A 19,077-nucleotide genomic window follows, 5' to 3' on the forward strand; every position below is an offset into this window, starting at 1 on the left:
CGACCATCAGGTCTTAGGAGATTGCCTCATCCCTGTCAAGGCGGTATAAAACCGCTTGAGCGACCCCGGAACGTTCCGGCGTTCCGGAAAACCACGAACACACGGGAGCGGAAGATGGCTGAAATCAAAAGCACCCTGGATCTCGTCATGGAAAAGACCAGGGACCTGGTGCTTTCCCGCGAAGAACGGAAGGCGATGGAACGTGAAGAGCAGATGAAAAAAGTGCCGGCGGCGGTCCAGCGCTACCTCGAGGGCGCCACCGGCCTTGAACGGCTTCTGGAAGAACTGGATGATTTTCCCGAGCATCTGAAACCGGAAATCCGGTGCCTGGCCAAGCGGTGCCTCCTGGACGCCCTGGTACCCGGAGAAGGGGGCGTCCGGTCCCGGGACGCCCTGGCCGCACTGGCCGAGGACCGGGAAAAACCCTGGCGGGAACAGCTTGCCCTGCTGTTCGAAGATCACGAACGCAGCCGGCGTGAGATGCTTCCCCGAATCCGAGCGGAACACCTGGAAGCCTTGGCCGCTGAAGGCATCCGGGGCGATGCCGTTGTGGTGCGGCCGGAAAGGAGTTCACAATGGCAGGCCGTTCAGCAGGAGCTCTCCAGCAGGTTGGAAGAAATACGGGCGGCCTGGCGGGCTCAGCTCGCTTCAGACTAGGCTGTGTTGGCAAAGTCGGTTGGGTGCAGATCTTTTGCTTCTTGTTCCCAAGCTCCAGCTTGGGAACACAACTGTGCAGAAGCTCCAGCTTCGGTGGGGCCGTTCCCAAGCTGGAGCTTGGGAACAAGGGGAAAAAAGCGCCAGATCAAAGTCGATTGGATGGAACAGGTATTGACCGCGCCGGAGGTGATCGAAACCGATCCGGTGGACCCGGACTTGGAACATCGCCTGGCGCGCATTGCTGAGTTCGTCAATCGGGTGCTACGGGTGATTGTCAACGCTAAGAAAAGGCCACCGCATGTTGTGACCGCATTTTTTGATCGAAGGAGGACCACTCAATGAAACTGAAAGTGGACCAACAAGCCGATGCGCTGTATCTCACCCTGAGCGAAGCGCCAGCGGCCCGTTCAGAGGAAGCATCGCCGGGGATCATTCTGGATTACGACGATCAAGACCGAGTGGTCGGTATCGAGATGCTATACCTATCCAAGCGAGCGCCGGGAGTCGAAGTTCGCAAATTGTTATTCGAAACGATCCCGGAATTCGCCTGAAGCAGGAAGGGCCCGCCGTGATGTCCCGCTTTCCATTGGCCAGCTTGCTCACAGGGTCTTTTTCACGATGGTCGGACCCAAGGACGGCTGGGCGCGTCTGGGGAAGAACCTGAAGGCGGAGATCGACGAGGAGCGCATCGAGGCCAATCGGGGCACGGTGTCGCTTCCCTTTGGACCGGGCGAGCACAAGCGCATCGCCGTGAAGATCGTAGACGACCGGGGCATCGAGAGCTTGAAGGTGATGGATGTGGATGAATGAAAACCAGAATTTCGCTACCCAGTGAACAAATCACCGATTATTACCGCATATGGCAGATTACCGAACTATCCTTGTTCGGTTCGGTCTTGCGCGATGATTTCCGCCCGGACATCGACGTGGAGGTGCGGGTACGCTTTCATGAAGATGCCCGCCATACCCTAAGTCCAATGAGAAGGGGTGCAGATCTTTTGCTTCTTGTTCCCAAGCTCCAGCTTAGGAACACATATGATTGGATCGGAATAGTAAATAACTTTGCAGATATAGCCTAGACCATCCCGAAAAAGTGGTTTCTCACAAGGTAGAAATTTTCTTTTACCGCACCGCGCCCTTCCAGATAAGGGCCGTGCCCCGGCAGGAGCAGTTCCACGTCCAGCTCCATCAGTCGGTCCAGGCTCTGCAGCAGGAGAGCATCGTTCCCCCCGGGAAGGTCGACCCGCCCCACGCTTTGAAAGAAAATCACATCCCCGGAGAATAAAGCCTTCTCTTCCTCCCAATACAGGCAGATGGAACCCGGCGCATGGCCCGGGGTTTCCAGCACTCGAAACGTTTCCGACCCCAACTGCAACCTGCCCTGCCGCAGGTGGAAGTCCACGCGGAAGGCGGGCACCTTCTTTCCTGTCATGGCCTCCCACTGGGCGCGAAACTCGGTCAGAAACGCCTCGGCTTCTTCATGCATGGCAATACGCGAACCTCTCGCCTGGAGAGCCGGAAGCGCTTCGCAATGATCGGGATGCGGGTGGGTGGTGACGGCCAGGTGGACATCCGAAAGGCGGAATCCGTCTTCAGCCATCCGCCGCTCCAGCTCAGGCAGGAGGTGCAGGTGTCCCGGGTCGATGAGCGTTCTCACCGGGCCGTCCACCAGATAACTGTTGCAGTTATTTTCCGTCAGTGATTCCCAAAGATAAACGTACAGTCCGTTGCGAAGCCTCATGTAACCTCCCTCAGCCGCACCCGGCACCCCGATCCCGCACGGCAACGCTTCGGCGATCGCCGCCGTCCCAACAGGCCGGGCCGGCTTCCCGAATGCTGTCTCGCGCTCAATCGCCCGCGTCCTTCAAACTCGGACTTTCCGTCAGGCACGCCTCGGCGCGGTCGCCGAAATAAATCCTAATCTCATAGAGACCGTCCATGAACGAACTTTCCATGACGTATCCCAGTTTCTGAAAGACTCCGAAAACCCTTTCGTTCCCAGGGGTGATGTAAGCAACGAACTTCTGGACGCCACGTGCCTTGGCTATTTCTGACAGGTGCTGGATGAGAAAGGACCCGATCCCCTTGCGGCCGTAATCGGGATGCACAGCGAAGTCGATCTCCGCTGTAAGCGTCTCTTCATCCACCACGTAGCGACCAATGGCGATGACCCGCTCCGAATCATGTTCGCCCACGAGCCCCAACACCGTCATTTCGCGGTCGTAGTCCACATTCACCAACTTCTGCGTGTCATGGTGCGGATAGACCTTCATCGTGGAAAGGAACCGGACGTAAGATTCGTCCGGTGGCAGCGAGTAGAAGAATTCCTGCAGAGCCCGTTCGTCGGTGGGCTTGGCGGGGCGGAAAAACACCTGCGTCTGTTCGTCGAAGATTTGCCGGATTTCCCAGCGGTCCGGATACACGGCCTTCGCGGCGCTCACCTGAACCAACTCGCGCCTGAGGTATTTGAGCCTGTACGCAGCCCGCATCAGGTCCTCACGGTGGTCGGGATGAGCGATCCCGATCAAAGCCAGGGCCCTTTCTCTAAGACTTTTCCCCTGCAAGTAGGCGGCCCCGTATTCAGTCACCACGTATTCCACACCCCCGCGGGTCGTCACCACGCCGCTTCCTTCCGTGAGCGCCGGAAGAATCCGGGAACGCCCGTCCTCTAAGCTGGTGGAAGGAAGCATCACGATGGCCTTCCCTCCCCTGGAATTACGTGCACCTCGAAGGAAATCGACGGCACCTCCCACCCCGCTGTAGATCTTGTATCCCTGGGAATCGGAACATACCTGGCCGGTCAAATCCACTTCAAGAGCCGAATTGAAGGTGACCATTTTTTCATTTTGAGAAATTACCAAATAATTGTTCGTGTATTCGATGGGATAAAACGCCACCATGGGGTTATTGTGCACAAAATCGTACAGGTCGCGGGTTCCCAGGCAGAAACTGGCCACGATCTTTCCCGGATGAAGCGTTTTTCGGGCATTGGTGATGACGCCCTTTTCGACCAGGTAAAGGTAGGGGTCGGTTAGCATGTCCGAGTGAACGCCGAGGTCTTTTTTTTCTTCAAGGGCGTAAAGCACCGCGCTGGGAATACTTCCTATGCCCACTCGCAAGGTGGAACCGTCCTCGACGAGTTTCGCCACCTGGGCTCCGATGGCTTGGGCCACCGGGTTGACTTCCGGGGAGTGCATTTCGAGAAGCGGTTCCTCGTATTCGATAAAAGCATCGATGTCTCGAACATGAATGAACGAATCGCCCAGGGTTCTCGGCATTTGCGGATTGATCTGAGCGATGACGTACCCGGCGTTTTCCGCCGCCGCTTTCACGATATCCACGGCAATGCCGAAACTGCAGAACCCGTGGGAATCCGGCGGCGATACCTGGATGAGGGCCACGTCGATGGGCATGATTCCAGCCTTGAACAAGCCTGGGACGTCCCCGAGGTTGATGGGCGTGTAATCGGCGCGGCCTTCCGCGACGGCTTCCCGGGTCGCGGCGGCCACGAAAAACGACTTGAGCCGGCATTGATCGTGACACAAATCGTCCACGAAGCGCCGTCTACCGAGGCTCAGGATGTGAAGGATTTCCAGGTCGGCCAGCTTGGGGATGATTTCTTCGAGGGCCGCCACCAGGTGCTGGGGTTCCCCGCAACCGGAGCCGATGAAGACCCGGTGCCCCCGCCCGAGGCGTCGGAAGGCTTTGCGGGTGGTCGAGATCTTCGCCTGGAGCAGATCCTGCCATGAAGCGGCCTTCCCCTCCGGCTTCAGCACGGTTTCCCTGGTCTGTTGTTCCTTCTGGTTCATCATGGATCCTTGGGTCAGGTTTGGTATCAAGTTATGGGGCCGCGGGAGCCGGACGATATGACATTCTGACCCGCGTTGGGCGTTTTGGGAGTTGGGGCCCGTCTGCGCAGAAACGCTTCCAGCCCGACGGCCGCCAGAATCATGCCGACGCAGAGCAGCTGGCCCATGGAAAGCGGCCCAAGCACAAACCCCAGGTGAGGGTCGGGTTCCCGGAAAAATTCCAGGAAGAAACGGAAGAGGCCGTAAAGGAAAAGAAATGCGGCGACCATGAACCCGTCGTGGAAGTTCCTCTTTCGAAGTCCCCAGAGGATGCCGAAAAGCACGGCGCCCTCAAAGAAGGCTTCATAGAGTTGAGAAGGGTGCCGCGCGAGGGGACCGCCTCCGGGAAAGATCATGGCCCACGGTACGTCGCTCGGCCGCCCGAAGAGTTCGCCGTTGATGAAATTGCCGAGGCGCCCCAGTCCGAGTCCGACGGGCGCCGTCACCGTGACGCTGTCGGCGACGGCCCAGAAAGGCAGTCTTCGCCGACGGCAGAAGAGCCAACCCGCGATCACGCAGCCCAGCAGCCCTCCGTGAAAGGACATGCCGCCGAGCCACGTGGCGAAGATGTCCAGCGGGCGGCTCAAGTAATGGTCCAGATTCTCGAACTGGTAGAACACGATGTAACCCAGCCGCGCCCCCACCACCAGGCCCACGGCCAGGTAGAACACCAGGTCTTGAGCCACGTTTCCTTGGAGGCCGATGGACTTCGATCGCGTCTGCCTTTGAATGAGAACATAGGCGGCCAGGAATCCCAGAACATACATGACCCCGTACCAGCGGACATGGATCGGACCGATCCGAATCAGAGTGGGGTCGATGTGCGGGTACGGAATCATGCGCGGAATCTCTCGAATCCTCTGTTCGCCGTTGAACCGGCGCTTTCCCCGGGCCGCCGGCGCGGCCTCATATAAGCACAGGCCGTCCGGACCGTCAATGGATCGCGCACCCAGGAGGTTCACGGCGGCTTTCCTTCCCCTGCCGCCTGCCCTAAAAGGCAAGCCCGCCGGCGCGTTGACACTCCAAGAGGCGTGTGCCATATTTCGCACCGCCTGCCGGCCTGCCCCACACTATGGAAATGGAGAAGCCGAATTGAACACGGGAGATCTCATGCGGTTCGGTTGCTGGATACACGGAGAATCCGTCACGGGAAACGACCGGTCGGCTGTGGTGGACCCGGCCACGGAAGAGTGCTTCGCGGAAGTCCCGGTATGCGATGCGGCTCTGGTGGATAGAGCCGTCGCGTCGGCGTCCGAGGCGCTGACGGCCTGGCGCCGCGAACCCACCGTCAAACGCGTGGCGTGCTTGCGCAGGCTTTCCCAAAAAATCCTGGAGTACGCGGAAGAACTGACGGCGCTCGTGGTCCGGGAAGTGGGAAAACCCACCGCCGCCGCTCGATCCGAAGTGGAAAACGCGGCGGAACTTGTCGGCTATTTCGCCGAGGAAGCGCTGCGCCTTTCCGGTGAAATCCCCTGTCTGAACGTCCCGAAGGAACAGGTCCTCATCCTGCGGGAGCCGGTTGGTGTGGTGGCAGCCGTCACTCCGTTCAATTACCCGTTGAGCACCCTGGCATGCAAGATCGCTCCGGCCCTGGGGGTGGGTTGTACGGTGGTGGCCAAACCCGACGAACACACCCCGCTCGCCACGTTGAAAGTCGCCCAACTGGCTTCCGAAGCGGGCTTTCCCCCGGGAGCCTTCAACGTGGTCACCGGTTTCGGCCTCCAGACGGGAAGACTCCTTGTGAGTCACCCCGTGCCACGCCTCGTGGCGTTTACGGGAAGCAGCGAAGTGGGAAAGGAAATCCAGAAAAACGGTGCCGACCACGTCAAACGTCTCATTCTGGAACTCGGCGGTCATTGCCCCGCCATCTTGTGCGCCGATGCTCCCTGGCGAAGCGTCGTGCCTCAGATGATTTCCCAGGCATTCAAGAACAGCGGGCAATACTGCTATCGCATCAGCCGGATCTACGTGGACCGCAGGATCGCCGCCGAGTTCACGGAAGCGTTCGTGAAAGCCGCATCCGCCCTGAAGGTGGGACCTCCCGGCGACCCGGCCACCCAGCTGGGCCCCCTCAACAATCCGGACGTCCTGGAGACGGTACGCCGCCAGGTCGAGGCCGCCGTGGGTTCGGGAGCCACCATCCTGCTGGGCGGAAGGCGGCTTGAGACCCGGTCAGCCGGCTATTACTTTCCCCCTACGGTCCTCACCGGAACCCATCCCGGAATGGAGGTTATGCAGGAAGAGGTCTTCGGGCCCGTGGTCGTCATCGAACCCTTCGACGATCTGCAAGAAGCCATCCGCATGGCCAACGCCACCCCTTACGGGCTCGCCGCCTACCTTTTCACCGCTGACTTGGGCAAAGCGCTGGAACGGGCCGGCGAACTCGAAGTGGGAAGCCTCTGGATCAACCGCATTCATCAGGCGCTGCCCTTCGCGCCTTTTGGAGGCGTCAAAGAAAGCGGCCTGGGGCGCGAAAAATCCCGCTTCGGCGTGCAAGAATACACGGAGCTGAAAACGATCTACCTGTCCTATTGACCGGCGGGCCGTTTGAACACCCCGGTTGGACGGATCCTCACGTGAAAGGTGCGCGAGAAGGACATCCGCCTGAACACGGCGTCCCCACAGCTCAAACACCCGAAAGGAGCGGCATTGTCATGATCCCCATCGTCTGCATTGTGGGTGCTTCCGATTCCGGAAAGACCACCCTCCTGGAACGACTCATCCCGGAATTGACCCGCCGGGGGTACCGGATCGGTACCGTGAAGCACGATGTCCACGGCTTTCAAATGGACCAGGAAGGAAAGGACACTTGGCGGCACAGCCGCGCCGGCGCCCAGACCATCGCGATCGCTTCGCCCCGTGGAGTGGCCTCCATCCGAAAGACTTCGGACGAGCTGCCCCTGGAAGAAGTCGTCGCCCGTTATTTCTGGGAAGAAGACCTGGTGCTGGCGGAAGGGTTCAAGCGCAGCCGGTTTCCAAAGATCGAGGTGTTCCGGTCGGAGGTGGAACCGTCACCTCTCTGCGGCCCCGGCGACAACCGGATCGCCCTGGTCGGCGACGAAACGCAGGGGCTGGAGATCCCCCGCTTTTCCTTCGACCAGATCCGTGAACTGGCCGATTTCATCGAAGAACGCTACCTGAAGGACCGAAAGTCACACCCGGTGTTGGTTCAAATCGACGGCAAGCGGCTGCCCATGAACGCTTTTGTTCAGGACTTCTTCGTGGGATGCATCCTGGGCATGCTTTCGCGGCTTCGGGGTTGGCGGAAGCCCCGAAGCCTCCTGATTCACATTCGTCTGGGGGAAGACCCATGATCTCGGGAGCCGTTCTCGCCGGGGGGCAAAGCCGGAGGTTCGGCCGCAACAAGTGCCTGGAGACCTTCCGCGGAAAACGACTGATCGATCGGGCGGTGGAATCGCTCGCCGAATCAGCGTCGCTTGTCCTGCTGGTGGCCAACGAACTGGAACCCTACCTGAACGTGGACGCCAGGCTTGTAAGAGACGTGATCCCCCGGCAGGGCCCCCTGGGAGGCATCTACACGGCGCTTCTTTTTTCGCCCTATCCAAGGGTTTTCGTGAAGGCCGCCGACATGCCTTTCCTCGAACCCCGCCTGGCTCGCAGACTGCTCACGATCGACGAGAAGGCGGATGTGGTGGTTCCCGTGCTGGAGGGTGAATACGAACCGCTCCTTGCCGTCTATCACGCGCGCTGCATCCCGCTGATCGCCCGCACGCTGGAAGAGGGGGAGCGAAGGATCGTCGGTTTTTATCGAAGGGCCCGAGTCAAACGCATCGAGGAAGAAGCCTGGCGTCCTTTCGACCCCGACGGCCGGAGCTTCTGGAACGTCAACACGGCGGAAGACTTGGAAAGGATTCTCGCTTTCGAACCGTAAAGATCTTGGTAGCGTTCTAAAGCGGCGGCCTTAAGCAAAAAGGTTAACGAAAGTCAAAAAATCCACATCTCCCCCTCCCCTTAATCCCCTCCCACAAGGGGAGGGGAAATAGAATTCCCCTCGTTCCCAAGCTCCGGCTTGGAAACGGCAGCTCCGGCTTGGAAACGGCAGCTCCGGCTTGGGAACGGCAGCTCCGGCTTGGAAACGGCAGCTCCGGCTTGGGAACGGCCTCATGGGAATCGAAGCTGGAGCTTCTGGACAGTTGTGTTCCCAAGCTGGAGCTTGGGAACAAGGTGGAAAGCCCGGCGGTCGATCGAAAGGCAAGGAAACCATGGCTGAAAAACCCATCGGCCTGGAAGAAGCCAGGGAACGGACTCGTCGGCTGGCGACTCCCAAACCCGCGGAAACCATCTCGCTCAGCGAAGCCCTGGGTCGGGTCCTCGCCGAGGATGTGAAGGCTCCCCGAGATTTTCCGCCGGAAGCCCGATCCCGCAGGGACGGTTTCGCGGTCAGAAGCGGGGACACCCTCGGCGCCACGCGCGAACGCCCGGTCCTCCTGGAACGGCTGCCGGGACTCCTGGCGGCGGGCCACTTCCCGTCCATCGCTTTGAAGGCTCATCAATGCGCCCGGGTGGTTACGGGAGCCCCTCTTCCGGACGGAGCCGATGCGGTCATTGCCCAGGAACACGTGAAGGCCCAAGGATCCTGGATCGTGGTGTCCGAACCGTTCGCCCCGGGGAGCCACGTGATCCCGGCGGGCGAAGAAGCCCGGACCCACCGGACGGTACTCCACCGGGGCACCTGTCTCAATCCCACAGCCCTGGCCATCCTCGTGAACCTTGGGGTCGGGAAGACCACGGTCTTCGGGAAGCCTTCTGCTGCCCTTCTGGCCACAGGCGACGAGGTGGCAGAACCGGAGGAAAAGGCTCCGGGGCCAGGGGTCTTCGCCAGCGGGCGGTATATTTTGAGTCTGCTGGTTCGTCTTTGGGGAGGGAATGCCGATTCTCTGGGAATCGCCCGAGACGATCCCGACGAGATCGCCCGCCGCCTGGATGATGCCCGCGCGGACCTGGTGGTCACCACCGGGGGCACCGGACACGGTGAGCGGGATCTGATAGCCCAGGTCTGGAATTCGCTGGGAATAGCGCCCGTTTTCCAGCGCATCCGGGCGACCCCGGGACATCGGACCGCCCTGGGTTGCCGAGGATCGCAGATCTTTCTGGCCCTTTCCGGAAACCCCTGGGCGGCCCGAGTGATCTTTCAGGAGCTGGCCGCGCCCCTTCTGGCCGCATGGCAGGGAATCCAGGCGCTGGAACGGTTTGAGGTGCCGGCGGTGATCACCGAAGGGGTGACCAAGCGGAGAGGGGAAACACGAGCGATCCCAGGAGTTTGTGATTTTTCCACGGCGCCCCCCCGTTTCCACCCATCGCGCTCCGCGCCGGGCGAGTACCTGGAATCCATCGGCTTTGCCAACGCTTACGTTCTCCTGGAAGAAGGCGTCGATCACCTCCCGGACGGCGGTACCGTGACCGTGCGCTTCTTCGATCTCCCCCTGTGGGTGGAAACCCGCCTCAAAGCCTCGAACCCTTGAATCGCCTCAATCGGAAGCGCCCGTGCGGCTTCCTCTGTTCAACCGCTCGCATTGCAGGTATAAAGGGCCAAAAGTCGACCACCTGCTGGAGATGATATGCGATGTTGAAAGGAACCTCCCTGGAAACGGAATACTATCGGTTTCTCGAGCGCCACTTCGTGCCCTCCCTGGTAAGACTCAAGCTCAGGCCGAATCATATCTCCTTCATCGGCCTCCTGGTCAGTGTCCTGGCGGGTGTGATGTTCGCCTTCCAGCCCTTCTGGGGCGGCATCTTCACCCTGCTCACGGGCCTTGTGGACACACTGGACGGGTGCCTGGCACGAGCTCTCGGACAGGCCAAAAAATACGGTGCCTTTCTCGATTCGGTCCTGGACCGCTACACCGAACTCATCATCTACCTGGGAATCTGGTTCTATTTCTACCGGAAGGGCGGGGTCAGCCCGTTTCTCTCGCTCTTGATCCTTCTGATCCTTTTCGGATCGCTGATGGTGAGCTACACGAGGGCTCGGGCGGAAGGGTTGGGAGAACGTTGCCTTGTTGGGTTTCTTCAACGCGGAGAGCGCATCATACTGCTGGGCCTCGCCGGCATGGCAAATCCCCTGGTGAATCAGGTCCTCCAGCCCCTGGGGCCTCTGGCCATTCCGGATGCCGCGCTGCTGGCCGCCCTCGTCTTCTTGGCGGTGGGGACCAACCTGACCGCTCTGTGGCGTTTCTGGCATGTACTGAAAAATCTTCGACAGTAGGCGGCGAAGACCCTGAACGCTTGAGACTTCCACGGCGGGGGACCCGGAACATTTTCACGCGAAACGCGTCGGGAAGCCCCAGAGGGGAACACGGGCCGTAAAGCGCGGCCGGGTAAACGGCCGGTGGGTCGAAAACCGGAAGAACGGCCATGAAAGAGGGCGCGGTCCCCTTGTCAGACGGCCGAGGTGGAGATCTTTTTCAGCACCACCCGATCGTCCTCCCTGTAAATTTCAAAGGCGTCTCCCGCCGAAAAACCCAACTGATCGATGAGCAGAGACTTGTTCAGCGTGATGCTCCCGCTCTGCCCAATGGTTCTGAGGTTCGGCGTCTTGATCACCACCGAAGGCTCCTGCGGAACCGGCCTTCCTCGACGGCGCACGACCGGCCGCTGAGACGGCGCCGGCCGTCTGGCCTGACCATGAACCACCTCAGGTTCCACCCGCGCGGATTCCACCTCCACCTGCGGCGTCTCCTTGGCATGCAGCCCGTTCTCCCGGCTGAAGCCCACCTGAGGAATTTCGCCCAGCTCCATGAGCCCTCTCAGGTACAGATCCTGCACTTCACTCTTGAACTTGATCCCGAACAGCTTCTGCACCGCTTCGAGAGACCTTCCGTTTCGGATTTCGTTGACCACGAGTTTCGGGTCGATGTTCTTGTATTCTACCTGCATTCCAACTTTTCCTTTCGATTTGACACGACACTCATTCCTTACCGATTCGCTGTCTGAAACCACTGCAGGACATCCGTTTCATTGTGCCGGCATAGGCAAATGAATACACGCAGCCGGAAGCGAACCGGAACCGCCACCCAGCCTGGCGACGCTCGCGGGGGTTCCCCGGCTCGAGCCCGGCAGACCCTATCAGTCATGTGCAGGATTGAGCCGTTTTCTACCTGTCTGAGAAGAAGGTCGGACGGTTGCCGGAAGGTCTGAGCATCCTTCCACGGGCGGATTCACACCCACAAATGTTTTCTCGCTTAGAGCTTGTCCAAAAACAAGCTCATGAAAATCGGGCCATGAGGTTCCTTGTTCCTGTAGGAGCGGCCTTTACGTGGATTGCGGATTTTTTCTTGTTCCCAAGCCAGAGCTTGGGAACGAGGGGAATGCCCGCTCCTACAGCGATGCAAATCGCCGGCAAGAATCGGCCAGGCGTTCTGTTATCGGTTGTAGGGACACACCGCCGCTCCGCCCCTACGCGCCCGCGACCCGTAAATCCGGCAACGCCGCGCTGACCCTGATCGCCGGCAAGCCGGCTCCTACAGGGGATGAGTGGACCGCCGGCTCCTACAGGGGATGAGCGGCACGCCGGCTCCTACAGCATAAGCGCTCCTTAAGTGCCGTTTGCGAACCGCCCCTACGCGAAAAAACGGACACTCAGTCTTCAGAAGGGCGAAGGGTATTCTCAGACAGCCTCTTACGGAACGGCCGACCGGCCATAGTTTCTACCGACAGAGATTGAAGCACCCCGGGGACGCCGAGCCTTCTTTAGAGATTCGGACCGGAACTGTCAAGAATTTTGCGCCTCGTCCTCCGCAGATTCATCCGCCGCCCCGCCGGATCTGAAACGGTTGTGGAAGCCGTCATATGGGCGGGCGCCGCTGCGCAAGGGCCGGTCCAGTTCACCCGCCGTATAAAGTCAACCGGGTACCAAGGCAGCGGTTCGGACCGGTCACCCGCGCTTCACCTTCTAAAACCCAGTTTTTCTCTCAGCCGGTCCGACACCCCCCGGGTCAGTTCCACGACCCGCTCGGCTTCTCGTTCGTTCAAGGTGCCGCAACCGCAACTCGGCGTAAAAAGCGACCGCGAAAAGATTCTTTCCATCGGAAGCTCCGGCCCGGTCAATGTGGTCACTTCCTGCAGCCACCGGTCGCACAACGAATCCACCGTCTCGCTGTCAATCCATTCGGGGTTTCCCGTAGGCACAATCCCCCATGCCACAGTCCCCCCACCTTCCAGGAAAGCCGCCAGCTCCTTTCGGTAGAGCGCGAAGCGATCGAAGTATTGGTAAGCATCGAAGTTAATGATGTCCACGGGTGATCGAAAGGCGAGCAGCCAGTCCGTATTGGCACACACGTGGATGCCGGCCAGCCCTTCGGCGTCATGAACAGCGTCCATCACCTCCCGCAGCAGCTGCGCCACCTGCTCCTCGGTAACCGTGATGAACGCGGAAGATCCAAACCCCGCCAAAGCCGGCTCATCCAGGAAAAGGATCACGGGGCGGCCGAAGCTCTTCATGCGATTGACTTGCCACCGGGCTTTCATCGCCAGGTGTTTCACCACCACGTCCTGCAGCCGCTCATCGAAGAGCAGCGCCCTCTGGTCCTGGTCCTTCAAGCCGCTCAAGAGCGTGAACGGTCCGACCACCTGCCCCTTGACGGCGCGATACGGAAGGTCCAGCCTCTCCAGCGCCTGAAGAAACGCGAAGAAGGTCCGGCCCGTCTCTTCTCCGAACCCGAAACGGGAATCCATCAGGAAGACATCGTCTTCCGAAGCGGCCAGGTAGTCTTCATAAAAGCGGTACAGTTCTTCTTCGAAGGCGGCCCCTTGCGTTTCGACCCAAATCTGCCCGCTCTCTTTCCGCAACCCCGGCAATCCTTCCAGGAACTGAACCATCATCTGTTCGGCTTCATATTTAACCAGTTGAGGCCATACGGGGATTTCCGGAACTTTCTCAAGGATGAAGTCGATCGCCCGTACCCGGTCCTTGTGCGGCATGCTGCCCACAAGGGTTGCCGCACCGGATGCCTTCCATTCTCCCATTGCAAATCCTTTCAATGAAAAGTAAAATTTTAGAATTCTAAAGGAAGTTCTTCGGGGTGAGCGAATCGGTCCGGCGTGGAGTCCGAAGCGCTGATGCCCTTTTTGCCTAACACAGGCGGATCGCAAGGGTCAAATCTTTAGTCGCGAGGGAAAGCGCATGGCGCTGAAGCCTTCGGAAGACCAGAGATCTGGGATGCAAGGCAACCGCCGTGCCGGCCTGGCGGCGGTCGTTGTACTGCTTGTGGTCCTGGCGGGAGGATACTGGTTCTGGAGCCAGAACACGCCCATGGCTCCCCCTGGCGAGGCGGTCACTTCAACGCATCCACCCGCCGACCCCCAGAACACCCTCGCGAAGGGCCGCCACGGCGAAGCTCAGGCCCCTCCAACGCCAGGATCATCCCGTGACGGCCGCAGAGCGGCTTCCCCCCCTTCGGGGGATCGGATCGTCAAGCCCATCGAGACGTCTGAGGTGCCGCCGCCTCTGCCGCTGCCCAAGGTTTCCCGGGAATCCGGCCAGGAGGAACGTAAATCCGCCTACGGCCTCAAGGAAAGCGTGGATCATATTGTTTCTGAAGAAGAGTCTTTCCCGGTTCACGGCAGCCAGTGGAGCATCGCGGACATCCGCGAAAAACTGGCGCAAAAGGATCGCGAATCCGAGGAACAAGGCGTTTACCCCGTGCTCCCGAGCGTCGTAGAAAAAGACATCCCCTCAATACTGAGAAAGCGGATCCCGGGCGCCGCAGGAGCCAACGAGGCCTTCCCGGGCTTTTACGGTGTGAAGGTGGTCCGCCCGGGGGAAAACCTCTGGAATATTCACTATAATATTTTGCGCGAATATTTCGCCCGCCGCGGCGTGAATCTCCCGCGCCACGCCGATGAACCCCAGGCCGACGGCCGGAGCAGCAGCGTCGGGCGGATTCTCAAATTCCTGGAAAGCGCGGTGCAGGTCTACAGTATCCCGGAAAATCGCCTGGTCCGGGACCTGGACCGGATCCATCCCGACGACCTGATCGTTTTCTTCAATATCTCCGACGTCTTTTCGGTCCTCGACAATCTCCAGCCCGAGGAACTCCGATGGATTCGCTACATAGCCGGAAGGCTTCAACTGGAACGACCGGAAGGCTCCCGGGAACTCATCACCCGGAAGGACCTGCTCCCGCGGAACGAACCTCCGATCCCCGAAAGTCGGATCCACGTTGAGGAACACCGCTAGTGCGATCGGCTTGAACCCGCTGGAGCACCATCCATGAACCGGCCTTGAATCGCCCATTCCGGATGCCAGTCGTACAAGTTCTCGTTTCCTTTCGTTTTCACTTGGCATAAAAAAGGCCTGGAGACTCAATCAGGCCTTTTTCATTTGGCTTCCGGCCGGCGCAAGGAGGATGCACATGGCCAACGACCTCAAAAAGATCTACCGGACTGTGATGGAAGACCATTTCCCGGAAACCCTTCGCATCGCATTCGGTGAACAGGTACTGGTTTACCGCAAACGCACCTGGAAAATCCCTGACGACAAAACGGGCGAGGTCATCGAAAAGGGCCTCCGTTACGGCGAAAATCCGGGACAGGAAGCCGCTCTTTACGAACTGGTCGGGGGCCACCTCACCCTCGGCGACTGCCGTTTCATCGACCCGGGAAACGGGCTGACCAGCGCCATCACGGAAGACGACATGATCCAGGCGGGAAAGCACCCGGGCAAGACGAACCTCACCGACCTGGACAACGGCTTATACATTATGAAGTTTTTGATGGCGAAGCCCGCCGCCGTGATCCTTAAGCACAACAACCCCTGCGGCGCCGCCCACGGCGAGACCCTTTCCGAAGCCTACCATCGAGCCAACCGGGCCGACCGCATCGCCGCCTTCGGCGGATGCCTGGTGCTGAACCGTTCCATGGACAGGGAAACCGCTTCGCTGGTCGCCGAAAACTACCTGGAGGTGGTGGCCGCACCGGAGTTCGAGGAAGGAACCCTGGACATCCTGAAGCGCCGTGCGAACCTGAGGATCATCCGCGTGTCCCGCATCGACCGGCTGGCCGACTACATGCCCCTTCGTTTCGTCGAGTTCAAGTCGCTCATGGACGGAGGGCTCATCGTCCAGCAGTCAGCCGTCAACAGGGTGAAAAACGCCCAGGATCTGACCCTCGCCGAAACCGTCCACCAGGGAAGGACCTACCGGATCGAGCGCGCGCCGACCGGACGGGAGATGCAGGACTTGCTGTTCGGCTGGTTCGTGGAACAGGGCGTGACCTCCAATTCGGTGCTTTTCGTGAAAGATGAATGCACGGCGGCCATCGGGACCGGCGAACAGGACCGCGTCGGGGTCGCCGAAATCGCGGTTTTCAAGGCCTACAAGAAGTATGCGGATGCCCTCTGCTTCGAGCGGCACGGCCTTTCTTACAACGAACTGGAACTGGCGGTGGAACGGGGGGAACGCCCCAGGGAAGAAAAAGAAGCCATCGACCATGAAACCGCCGAAGCCAAAGGCGGTTTGAACGGTTCGGTCATGGTGTCGGACGCCTTCTTTCCGTTTCGCGACGGTGTGGACGTGGGAATCCGTCAGGGGATCACGGCGGTGGTGCAACCCGGAGGGTCTCTGCGCGATTGGGAAGTCATCACGGCCTGCAATGAAGCCGGAGTCACCATGGTGTTCACCGGCCAGCGGGCCTTCAAACATTGATGAGTCTGCCCCGCTGAGGCCGATTACCCATTCATGAGGAGAAGTCCCCGGTCCAGGGCGGAATGAGGTTCTGGGCAATGCCGAACTGGTCCAGGACGCGGGCGACCACGAAATCCACCAGTTCGTCCACGGTGTGCGGCCGGTGGTAAAAACCGGGCATGGCGGGGAGCACGATGCCCCCCGCATCCGTCACAGCCAGCATGTTCTCGAGATGGATCCTGTGGAGGGGGGTTTCCCTCGGCACCACCACCAGGCGCCGTCGTTCCTTGAGGCACACATCGGCGGCACGGTGGAGCAGGTTTCCCGAAATGCCGTGGGCCACCGCTGCAAGCGTTCCCATGGTGCAGGGAACGATCACCATGCCCCTGGCGGGAAAGGATCCGCTGGCGACGGGAGCCGCCAGATCCCGCTCGTCGTGAAGCACCGCCTGGTCGGGAAGGTCCTCTTCGAGCGGGCGGCCGATTTCCAGGCTGTAAACCTGTCTGGCTGCAGCCGACGCCACCACGTGAAGCGGCACGTCTTCCGCGGCCAGCACATGCAGCAGCCGACGGGCGTAGGGAGCCCCGCTGGCCCCGGTGATTCCGACAATGAGAGCTCGCGTGTCCTGCGGATTCATGCCTCGCGCCCCGCCGGATCCTCGATCTCTGAAAACCCCGCCAACGCCTGATCCACCGTCAACCCGTCGTGGACCAGGCCGACCACGACGCGCAGAAATCGCTCCGGGGTATCATGCTGAAAAAGGACTTGCCGCTCATGGGATCCCTCCCTCCTGGTTCGATCTCAGCGCCAACTTCCCGCATCCGCGCTCTCAAGCTTCCCGGCAGAGCGGCCGGCTGAGTTCGATTTCGGGAACCGCCGGAATCTCTCCGAGCTCCGCCAGGTGTTCGAAGAAGTGACGCAAGCCCTCCCGTTCATCCGGCCCGAAGTCATAGTGCAGATGCCCGTAATAGGACCGAAGTTCGTCGAAATCGAGAATTTCCTGGTTTTTCGCCGCCTGGCAGACCAGCTCCAGATGGTCCAATCCCCAGGCCTTGGCCCGCCGCAGGCAGGCCGCCGCCTCCTCCAGCACCGTAGGGGTATGTTCGAAAAGGCGCCGCTGCGCCACCCAGAGCGCGAACACGAAAGGCCGTCCCGTCCATTGGGTCCACACCGATCCCAGATCCCAGGTATGCGGGTAGTCGGTCCGATGCGCCCACATCAAAGCCTCGTCGCCGATGGCAAGGAACGCTTCGGGGCGCTCGCCGTTTTGAAGCGCCTGCGACAAAGCCACGGTCTTCAGATGCACCTCCCGGAATCCCAGCAAGCGCCGGAACAACACCTTCAAGAGACGGATCGATGTACCGGACTGATTGGTCACGTGGACGGCCGCGCCCTCGAGCGCCTCGACGGGCCGCCGGCTCAACAGGAGTACGCTTTGGACGGGTCCGCGGCAGCTGATGGAAAGGTCCGGCAGCACCAGGTAACGCTCAGGGTGCCTCGCAACTTCCACCGACGAAACCACGCTGAGATCCAGGGACCCTTCCGCCATCAGCCGGTTCAGCGCGGCCGGCGGCCCGCTCACCAGATCGAAGGCATGCCGGACGAACCCGGCTTCCAGCGGATAGTAGATCGGCAAGACGTTCAGGAAGCCGATCCTTCCGAGCCGCATCCTTCTGCTGAACCCACAATCCATTGGCATCGTCCTTCCTGTCCTTCGCGAATGACCGCTTCCACAACTTCCCGGGGCGAGATCGCCGGTGGGAGAGGGATCGCCGTAAATTCGGCCCGTTTCCCGGATTCCAGGCTTCCCCTCGATGCCTGGACACCCAGCACACCGGCTCCACCGACCGTCGCCATTTGCAGCACGACGGCGGGATCCATTTCCGGCCAGTGATCCAACACGAAAGCGGCTTCGCGGAAAAGATTCAAATCCGTGTTGCTTGCCAGACTGTCGGTACCGAGCGCCGTCGGGACTCCGGCTTCGATGAATCGGGCGATGTTGGGACGCCCCACCCCCATGTGGTGGTTGCTCCGGGGACAGAAACACACCGCCGCACCGCGTCGCCGGATCCTTTCCGTATCTTCCGCAGTGACGTGAACCGCGTGCACGAGGAGCGTCCGCTCGTCCAGAACCCCCAGTTGATCCAGGTAGGCCACGGGCGTCGCTCCGGGCGGCCGCCACGTTTCCACCCACCGGCCCAGGCGCTGGAGCACCTCGCGGCAGAACCCTGTACCGTCTCGGACGAATTCGACTTCCTCAGGATGCTCGGCCACATGGATCGAAAAGGGACGACCGAGCCTGCGGCACCAAGCCTTGGCCGAAACGATCAGTTCCGGGGAAACTGCGTAGGGAGAATGCGCCGCCAGGGAAATCGGCTCCATCCCCGGACCCTCCTCATCGCCAATGCCCAAAGCGTCAAGGACCGGCACATCTTCCAGGCGCCATCGGTCGAATCCCAGCACCTCGACGAAAAGCCGCCGATGCGGAACACCGCAACCCCGCCTGCCGCACCTCCAACTCAAAGCAGGGTCGTTGGTCATGTCGGCGAAAACGGCGGTACCGGTCCCGTGCATTTCAGCAACGCTCGCTTCGGCCGCCCGCCGGTGTTCTTCCGGGGAAAACGTCCCGCGAACCGCAAGGATCTCTTCCAGCCAGGCGCGAAAACCTTCCAGAGGGAACACCAGGTCTCCCCGAAGAACACTCCAGTCCAGGTGGGTGTGGGCGTTCACCAGCCCAGCGACCAACGCGGCATCCCCATGATCACGCACGCCTCCGCGGGCGGGAAGGAAGGCTCGAACATCCTTGAAGGTCCCCGCCGCCCGGATGGTTTCCCCTTCCACCAGGACCGCTCCGTCCTCCACGGGAAAACCGCGCCCGGTGAGCAGCCAGCGGGCGCGGTGGAGCACCGCCGGCGCCGGTCTACGCACCT

At 60.6% G+C, this 19,077-nt stretch carries 19 protein-coding genes and 1 pseudogene; 12 read left to right on the plus strand and 8 right to left on the minus strand.

Annotated elements, in window-relative coordinates:
* Positions 1 to 114: 114 nt before the first annotated feature.
* The 5 genes and pseudogenes from FDQ92_RS08420 (at position 115) to FDQ92_RS08440 (ending at position 1,736) form a co-directional block, all read left to right on the plus strand.
* Positions 115 to 657, plus strand: a complete 543-nt coding sequence (locus FDQ92_RS08420; RefSeq protein ID WP_137424149.1) for a hypothetical protein — start codon at positions 115 to 117, stop codon at positions 655 to 657.
* A gap of 93 nt (positions 658 to 750) precedes the next feature.
* Positions 751 to 999: a DUF4258 domain-containing protein gene (locus FDQ92_RS08425; RefSeq protein WP_281276804.1), complete on the plus strand. Its 249-nt coding sequence runs from the start codon at positions 751 to 753 to the stop codon at positions 997 to 999.
* Positions 996 to 1,208 carry a DUF2283 domain-containing protein gene (locus tag FDQ92_RS08430; RefSeq protein ID WP_137424151.1) on the plus strand — a complete coding sequence of 71 codons (213 nt, stop codon included), beginning with the start codon at positions 996 to 998 and terminating at the stop codon, positions 1,206 to 1,208. Before FDQ92_RS08425 ends, FDQ92_RS08430 begins: the two co-directional genes overlap by 4 nt.
* A gap of 52 nt (positions 1,209 to 1,260) precedes the next feature.
* Positions 1,261 to 1,467 (plus strand): annotated as a pseudogene (locus FDQ92_RS08435) (hypothetical protein); the annotation flags it as partial.
* The gene (locus tag FDQ92_RS08440) at positions 1,464 to 1,736 is read left to right on the plus strand and encodes a nucleotidyltransferase (protein ID WP_137424152.1); all 273 of its coding nucleotides are present in this window, start codon (positions 1,464 to 1,466) and stop codon (positions 1,734 to 1,736) included. The pseudogene FDQ92_RS08435 and the gene FDQ92_RS08440, both read left to right, overlap by 4 nt.
* Here the strand turns inward: FDQ92_RS08440 and FDQ92_RS08445 are convergent.
* From FDQ92_RS08445 to lgt, 3 genes are all read right to left on the minus strand, one after another.
* The gene (locus tag FDQ92_RS08445) at positions 1,733 to 2,398 is read right to left on the minus strand and encodes an MBL fold metallo-hydrolase (protein ID WP_137424153.1); all 666 of its coding nucleotides are present in this window, start codon (positions 2,396 to 2,398) and stop codon (positions 1,733 to 1,735) included. The genes FDQ92_RS08440 and FDQ92_RS08445 overlap by 4 nt on opposite strands.
* A gap of 106 nt (positions 2,399 to 2,504) precedes the next feature.
* The gene (locus FDQ92_RS08450) at positions 2,505 to 4,469 is read right to left on the minus strand and encodes a bifunctional acetyl-CoA hydrolase/transferase family protein/GNAT family N-acetyltransferase (protein ID WP_137424154.1); all 1,965 of its coding nucleotides are present in this window, start codon (positions 4,467 to 4,469) and stop codon (positions 2,505 to 2,507) included.
* Between the two features lie 23 nt (positions 4,470 to 4,492).
* Positions 4,493 to 5,467, minus strand: a complete 975-nt coding sequence (lgt, locus tag FDQ92_RS08455; protein ID WP_246041636.1) for a prolipoprotein diacylglyceryl transferase — start codon at positions 5,465 to 5,467, stop codon at positions 4,493 to 4,495.
* A gap of 130 nt (positions 5,468 to 5,597) precedes the next feature.
* Between lgt and FDQ92_RS08460 the strand changes: the two genes are divergently transcribed.
* The 5 genes from FDQ92_RS08460 (at position 5,598) to FDQ92_RS08480 (ending at position 10,731) form a co-directional block, all read left to right on the plus strand.
* The gene (locus FDQ92_RS08460) at positions 5,598 to 7,040 is read left to right on the plus strand and encodes an aldehyde dehydrogenase family protein (protein ID WP_170180256.1); all 1,443 of its coding nucleotides are present in this window, start codon (positions 5,598 to 5,600) and stop codon (positions 7,038 to 7,040) included.
* Positions 7,041 to 7,159: 119 nt separating this feature from the next.
* Positions 7,160 to 7,819, plus strand: coding sequence for a molybdopterin-guanine dinucleotide biosynthesis protein B (gene mobB, locus FDQ92_RS08465; protein ID WP_137424157.1), 660 nt, complete (start codon positions 7,160 to 7,162; stop codon positions 7,817 to 7,819).
* Positions 7,816 to 8,397: a molybdenum cofactor guanylyltransferase gene (gene mobA, locus FDQ92_RS08470; RefSeq protein WP_170180257.1), complete on the plus strand. Its 582-nt coding sequence runs from the start codon at positions 7,816 to 7,818 to the stop codon at positions 8,395 to 8,397. Before mobB ends, mobA begins: the two co-directional genes overlap by 4 nt.
* 331 nt (positions 8,398 to 8,728) lie before the next feature.
* A complete protein-coding gene (locus FDQ92_RS08475) occupies positions 8,729 to 9,988 on the plus strand; it encodes a molybdopterin molybdotransferase MoeA (RefSeq protein WP_170180258.1) in 1,260 nt (419 codons plus the stop codon).
* 101 nt (positions 9,989 to 10,089) lie between these two features.
* The gene (locus tag FDQ92_RS08480) at positions 10,090 to 10,731 is read left to right on the plus strand and encodes a CDP-alcohol phosphatidyltransferase family protein (RefSeq protein ID WP_137424160.1); all 642 of its coding nucleotides are present in this window, start codon (positions 10,090 to 10,092) and stop codon (positions 10,729 to 10,731) included.
* 173 nt (positions 10,732 to 10,904) lie between these two features.
* Here the strand turns inward: FDQ92_RS08480 and FDQ92_RS08485 are convergent, their stop codons facing one another.
* Both FDQ92_RS08485 and FDQ92_RS08490 read right to left on the minus strand, forming a co-directional pair.
* A complete protein-coding gene (locus FDQ92_RS08485) occupies positions 10,905 to 11,402 on the minus strand; it encodes an AbrB/MazE/SpoVT family DNA-binding domain-containing protein (RefSeq protein ID WP_137424161.1) in 498 nt (165 codons plus the stop codon).
* 1,008 nt (positions 11,403 to 12,410) lie between these two features.
* On the minus strand, positions 12,411 to 13,490 hold the full coding sequence (locus tag FDQ92_RS08490; protein ID WP_137424162.1) for a uroporphyrinogen decarboxylase/cobalamine-independent methonine synthase family protein: 1,080 nt from the start codon (positions 13,488 to 13,490) through the stop codon (positions 12,411 to 12,413).
* Between the two features lie 157 nt (positions 13,491 to 13,647).
* Here FDQ92_RS08490 and FDQ92_RS08495 point away from each other — a divergent pair, with 157 nt between their 5' ends.
* Together FDQ92_RS08495 and FDQ92_RS08500 are read left to right on the plus strand one after the other, a co-directional pair.
* Entirely contained in the window at positions 13,648 to 14,703 is a 1,056-nt protein-coding gene (locus FDQ92_RS08495; RefSeq protein ID WP_137424163.1) for a hypothetical protein, read from the plus strand.
* Between the two features lie 175 nt (positions 14,704 to 14,878).
* Complete coding sequence (locus FDQ92_RS08500) at positions 14,879 to 16,168, plus strand: IMP cyclohydrolase (RefSeq protein ID WP_137424164.1); 1,290 nt, start codon at positions 14,879 to 14,881, stop codon at positions 16,166 to 16,168.
* 31 nt (positions 16,169 to 16,199) lie between these two features.
* On the opposite strand, the gene FDQ92_RS08505 is transcribed toward FDQ92_RS08500, so the two are convergent.
* The 3 genes from FDQ92_RS08505 to FDQ92_RS08515 form a co-directional block, all read right to left on the minus strand.
* Positions 16,200 to 16,784, minus strand: a complete 585-nt coding sequence (locus FDQ92_RS08505; RefSeq protein WP_137424165.1) for a UbiX family flavin prenyltransferase — start codon at positions 16,782 to 16,784, stop codon at positions 16,200 to 16,202.
* A 192-nt stretch (positions 16,785 to 16,976) separates the two neighbouring features.
* On the minus strand, positions 16,977 to 17,816 hold the full coding sequence (locus FDQ92_RS08510) for a menaquinone biosynthetic enzyme MqnA/MqnD family protein (RefSeq protein WP_137425775.1): 840 nt from the start codon (positions 17,814 to 17,816) through the stop codon (positions 16,977 to 16,979).
* Complete coding sequence (locus tag FDQ92_RS08515; RefSeq protein WP_170180259.1) at positions 17,789 to 19,075, minus strand: amidohydrolase family protein; 1,287 nt, start codon at positions 19,073 to 19,075, stop codon at positions 17,789 to 17,791. The genes FDQ92_RS08510 and FDQ92_RS08515 overlap by 28 nt, the downstream gene beginning before the upstream one ends.
* Positions 19,076 to 19,077: the final 2 nt, after the last annotated feature.

Source organism: Desulfoglaeba alkanexedens ALDC, assembly GCF_005377625.1.
In the GTDB taxonomy this organism is placed as follows: domain Bacteria; phylum Desulfobacterota; class Syntrophobacteria; order Syntrophobacterales; family DSM-9756; genus Desulfoglaeba; species Desulfoglaeba alkanexedens.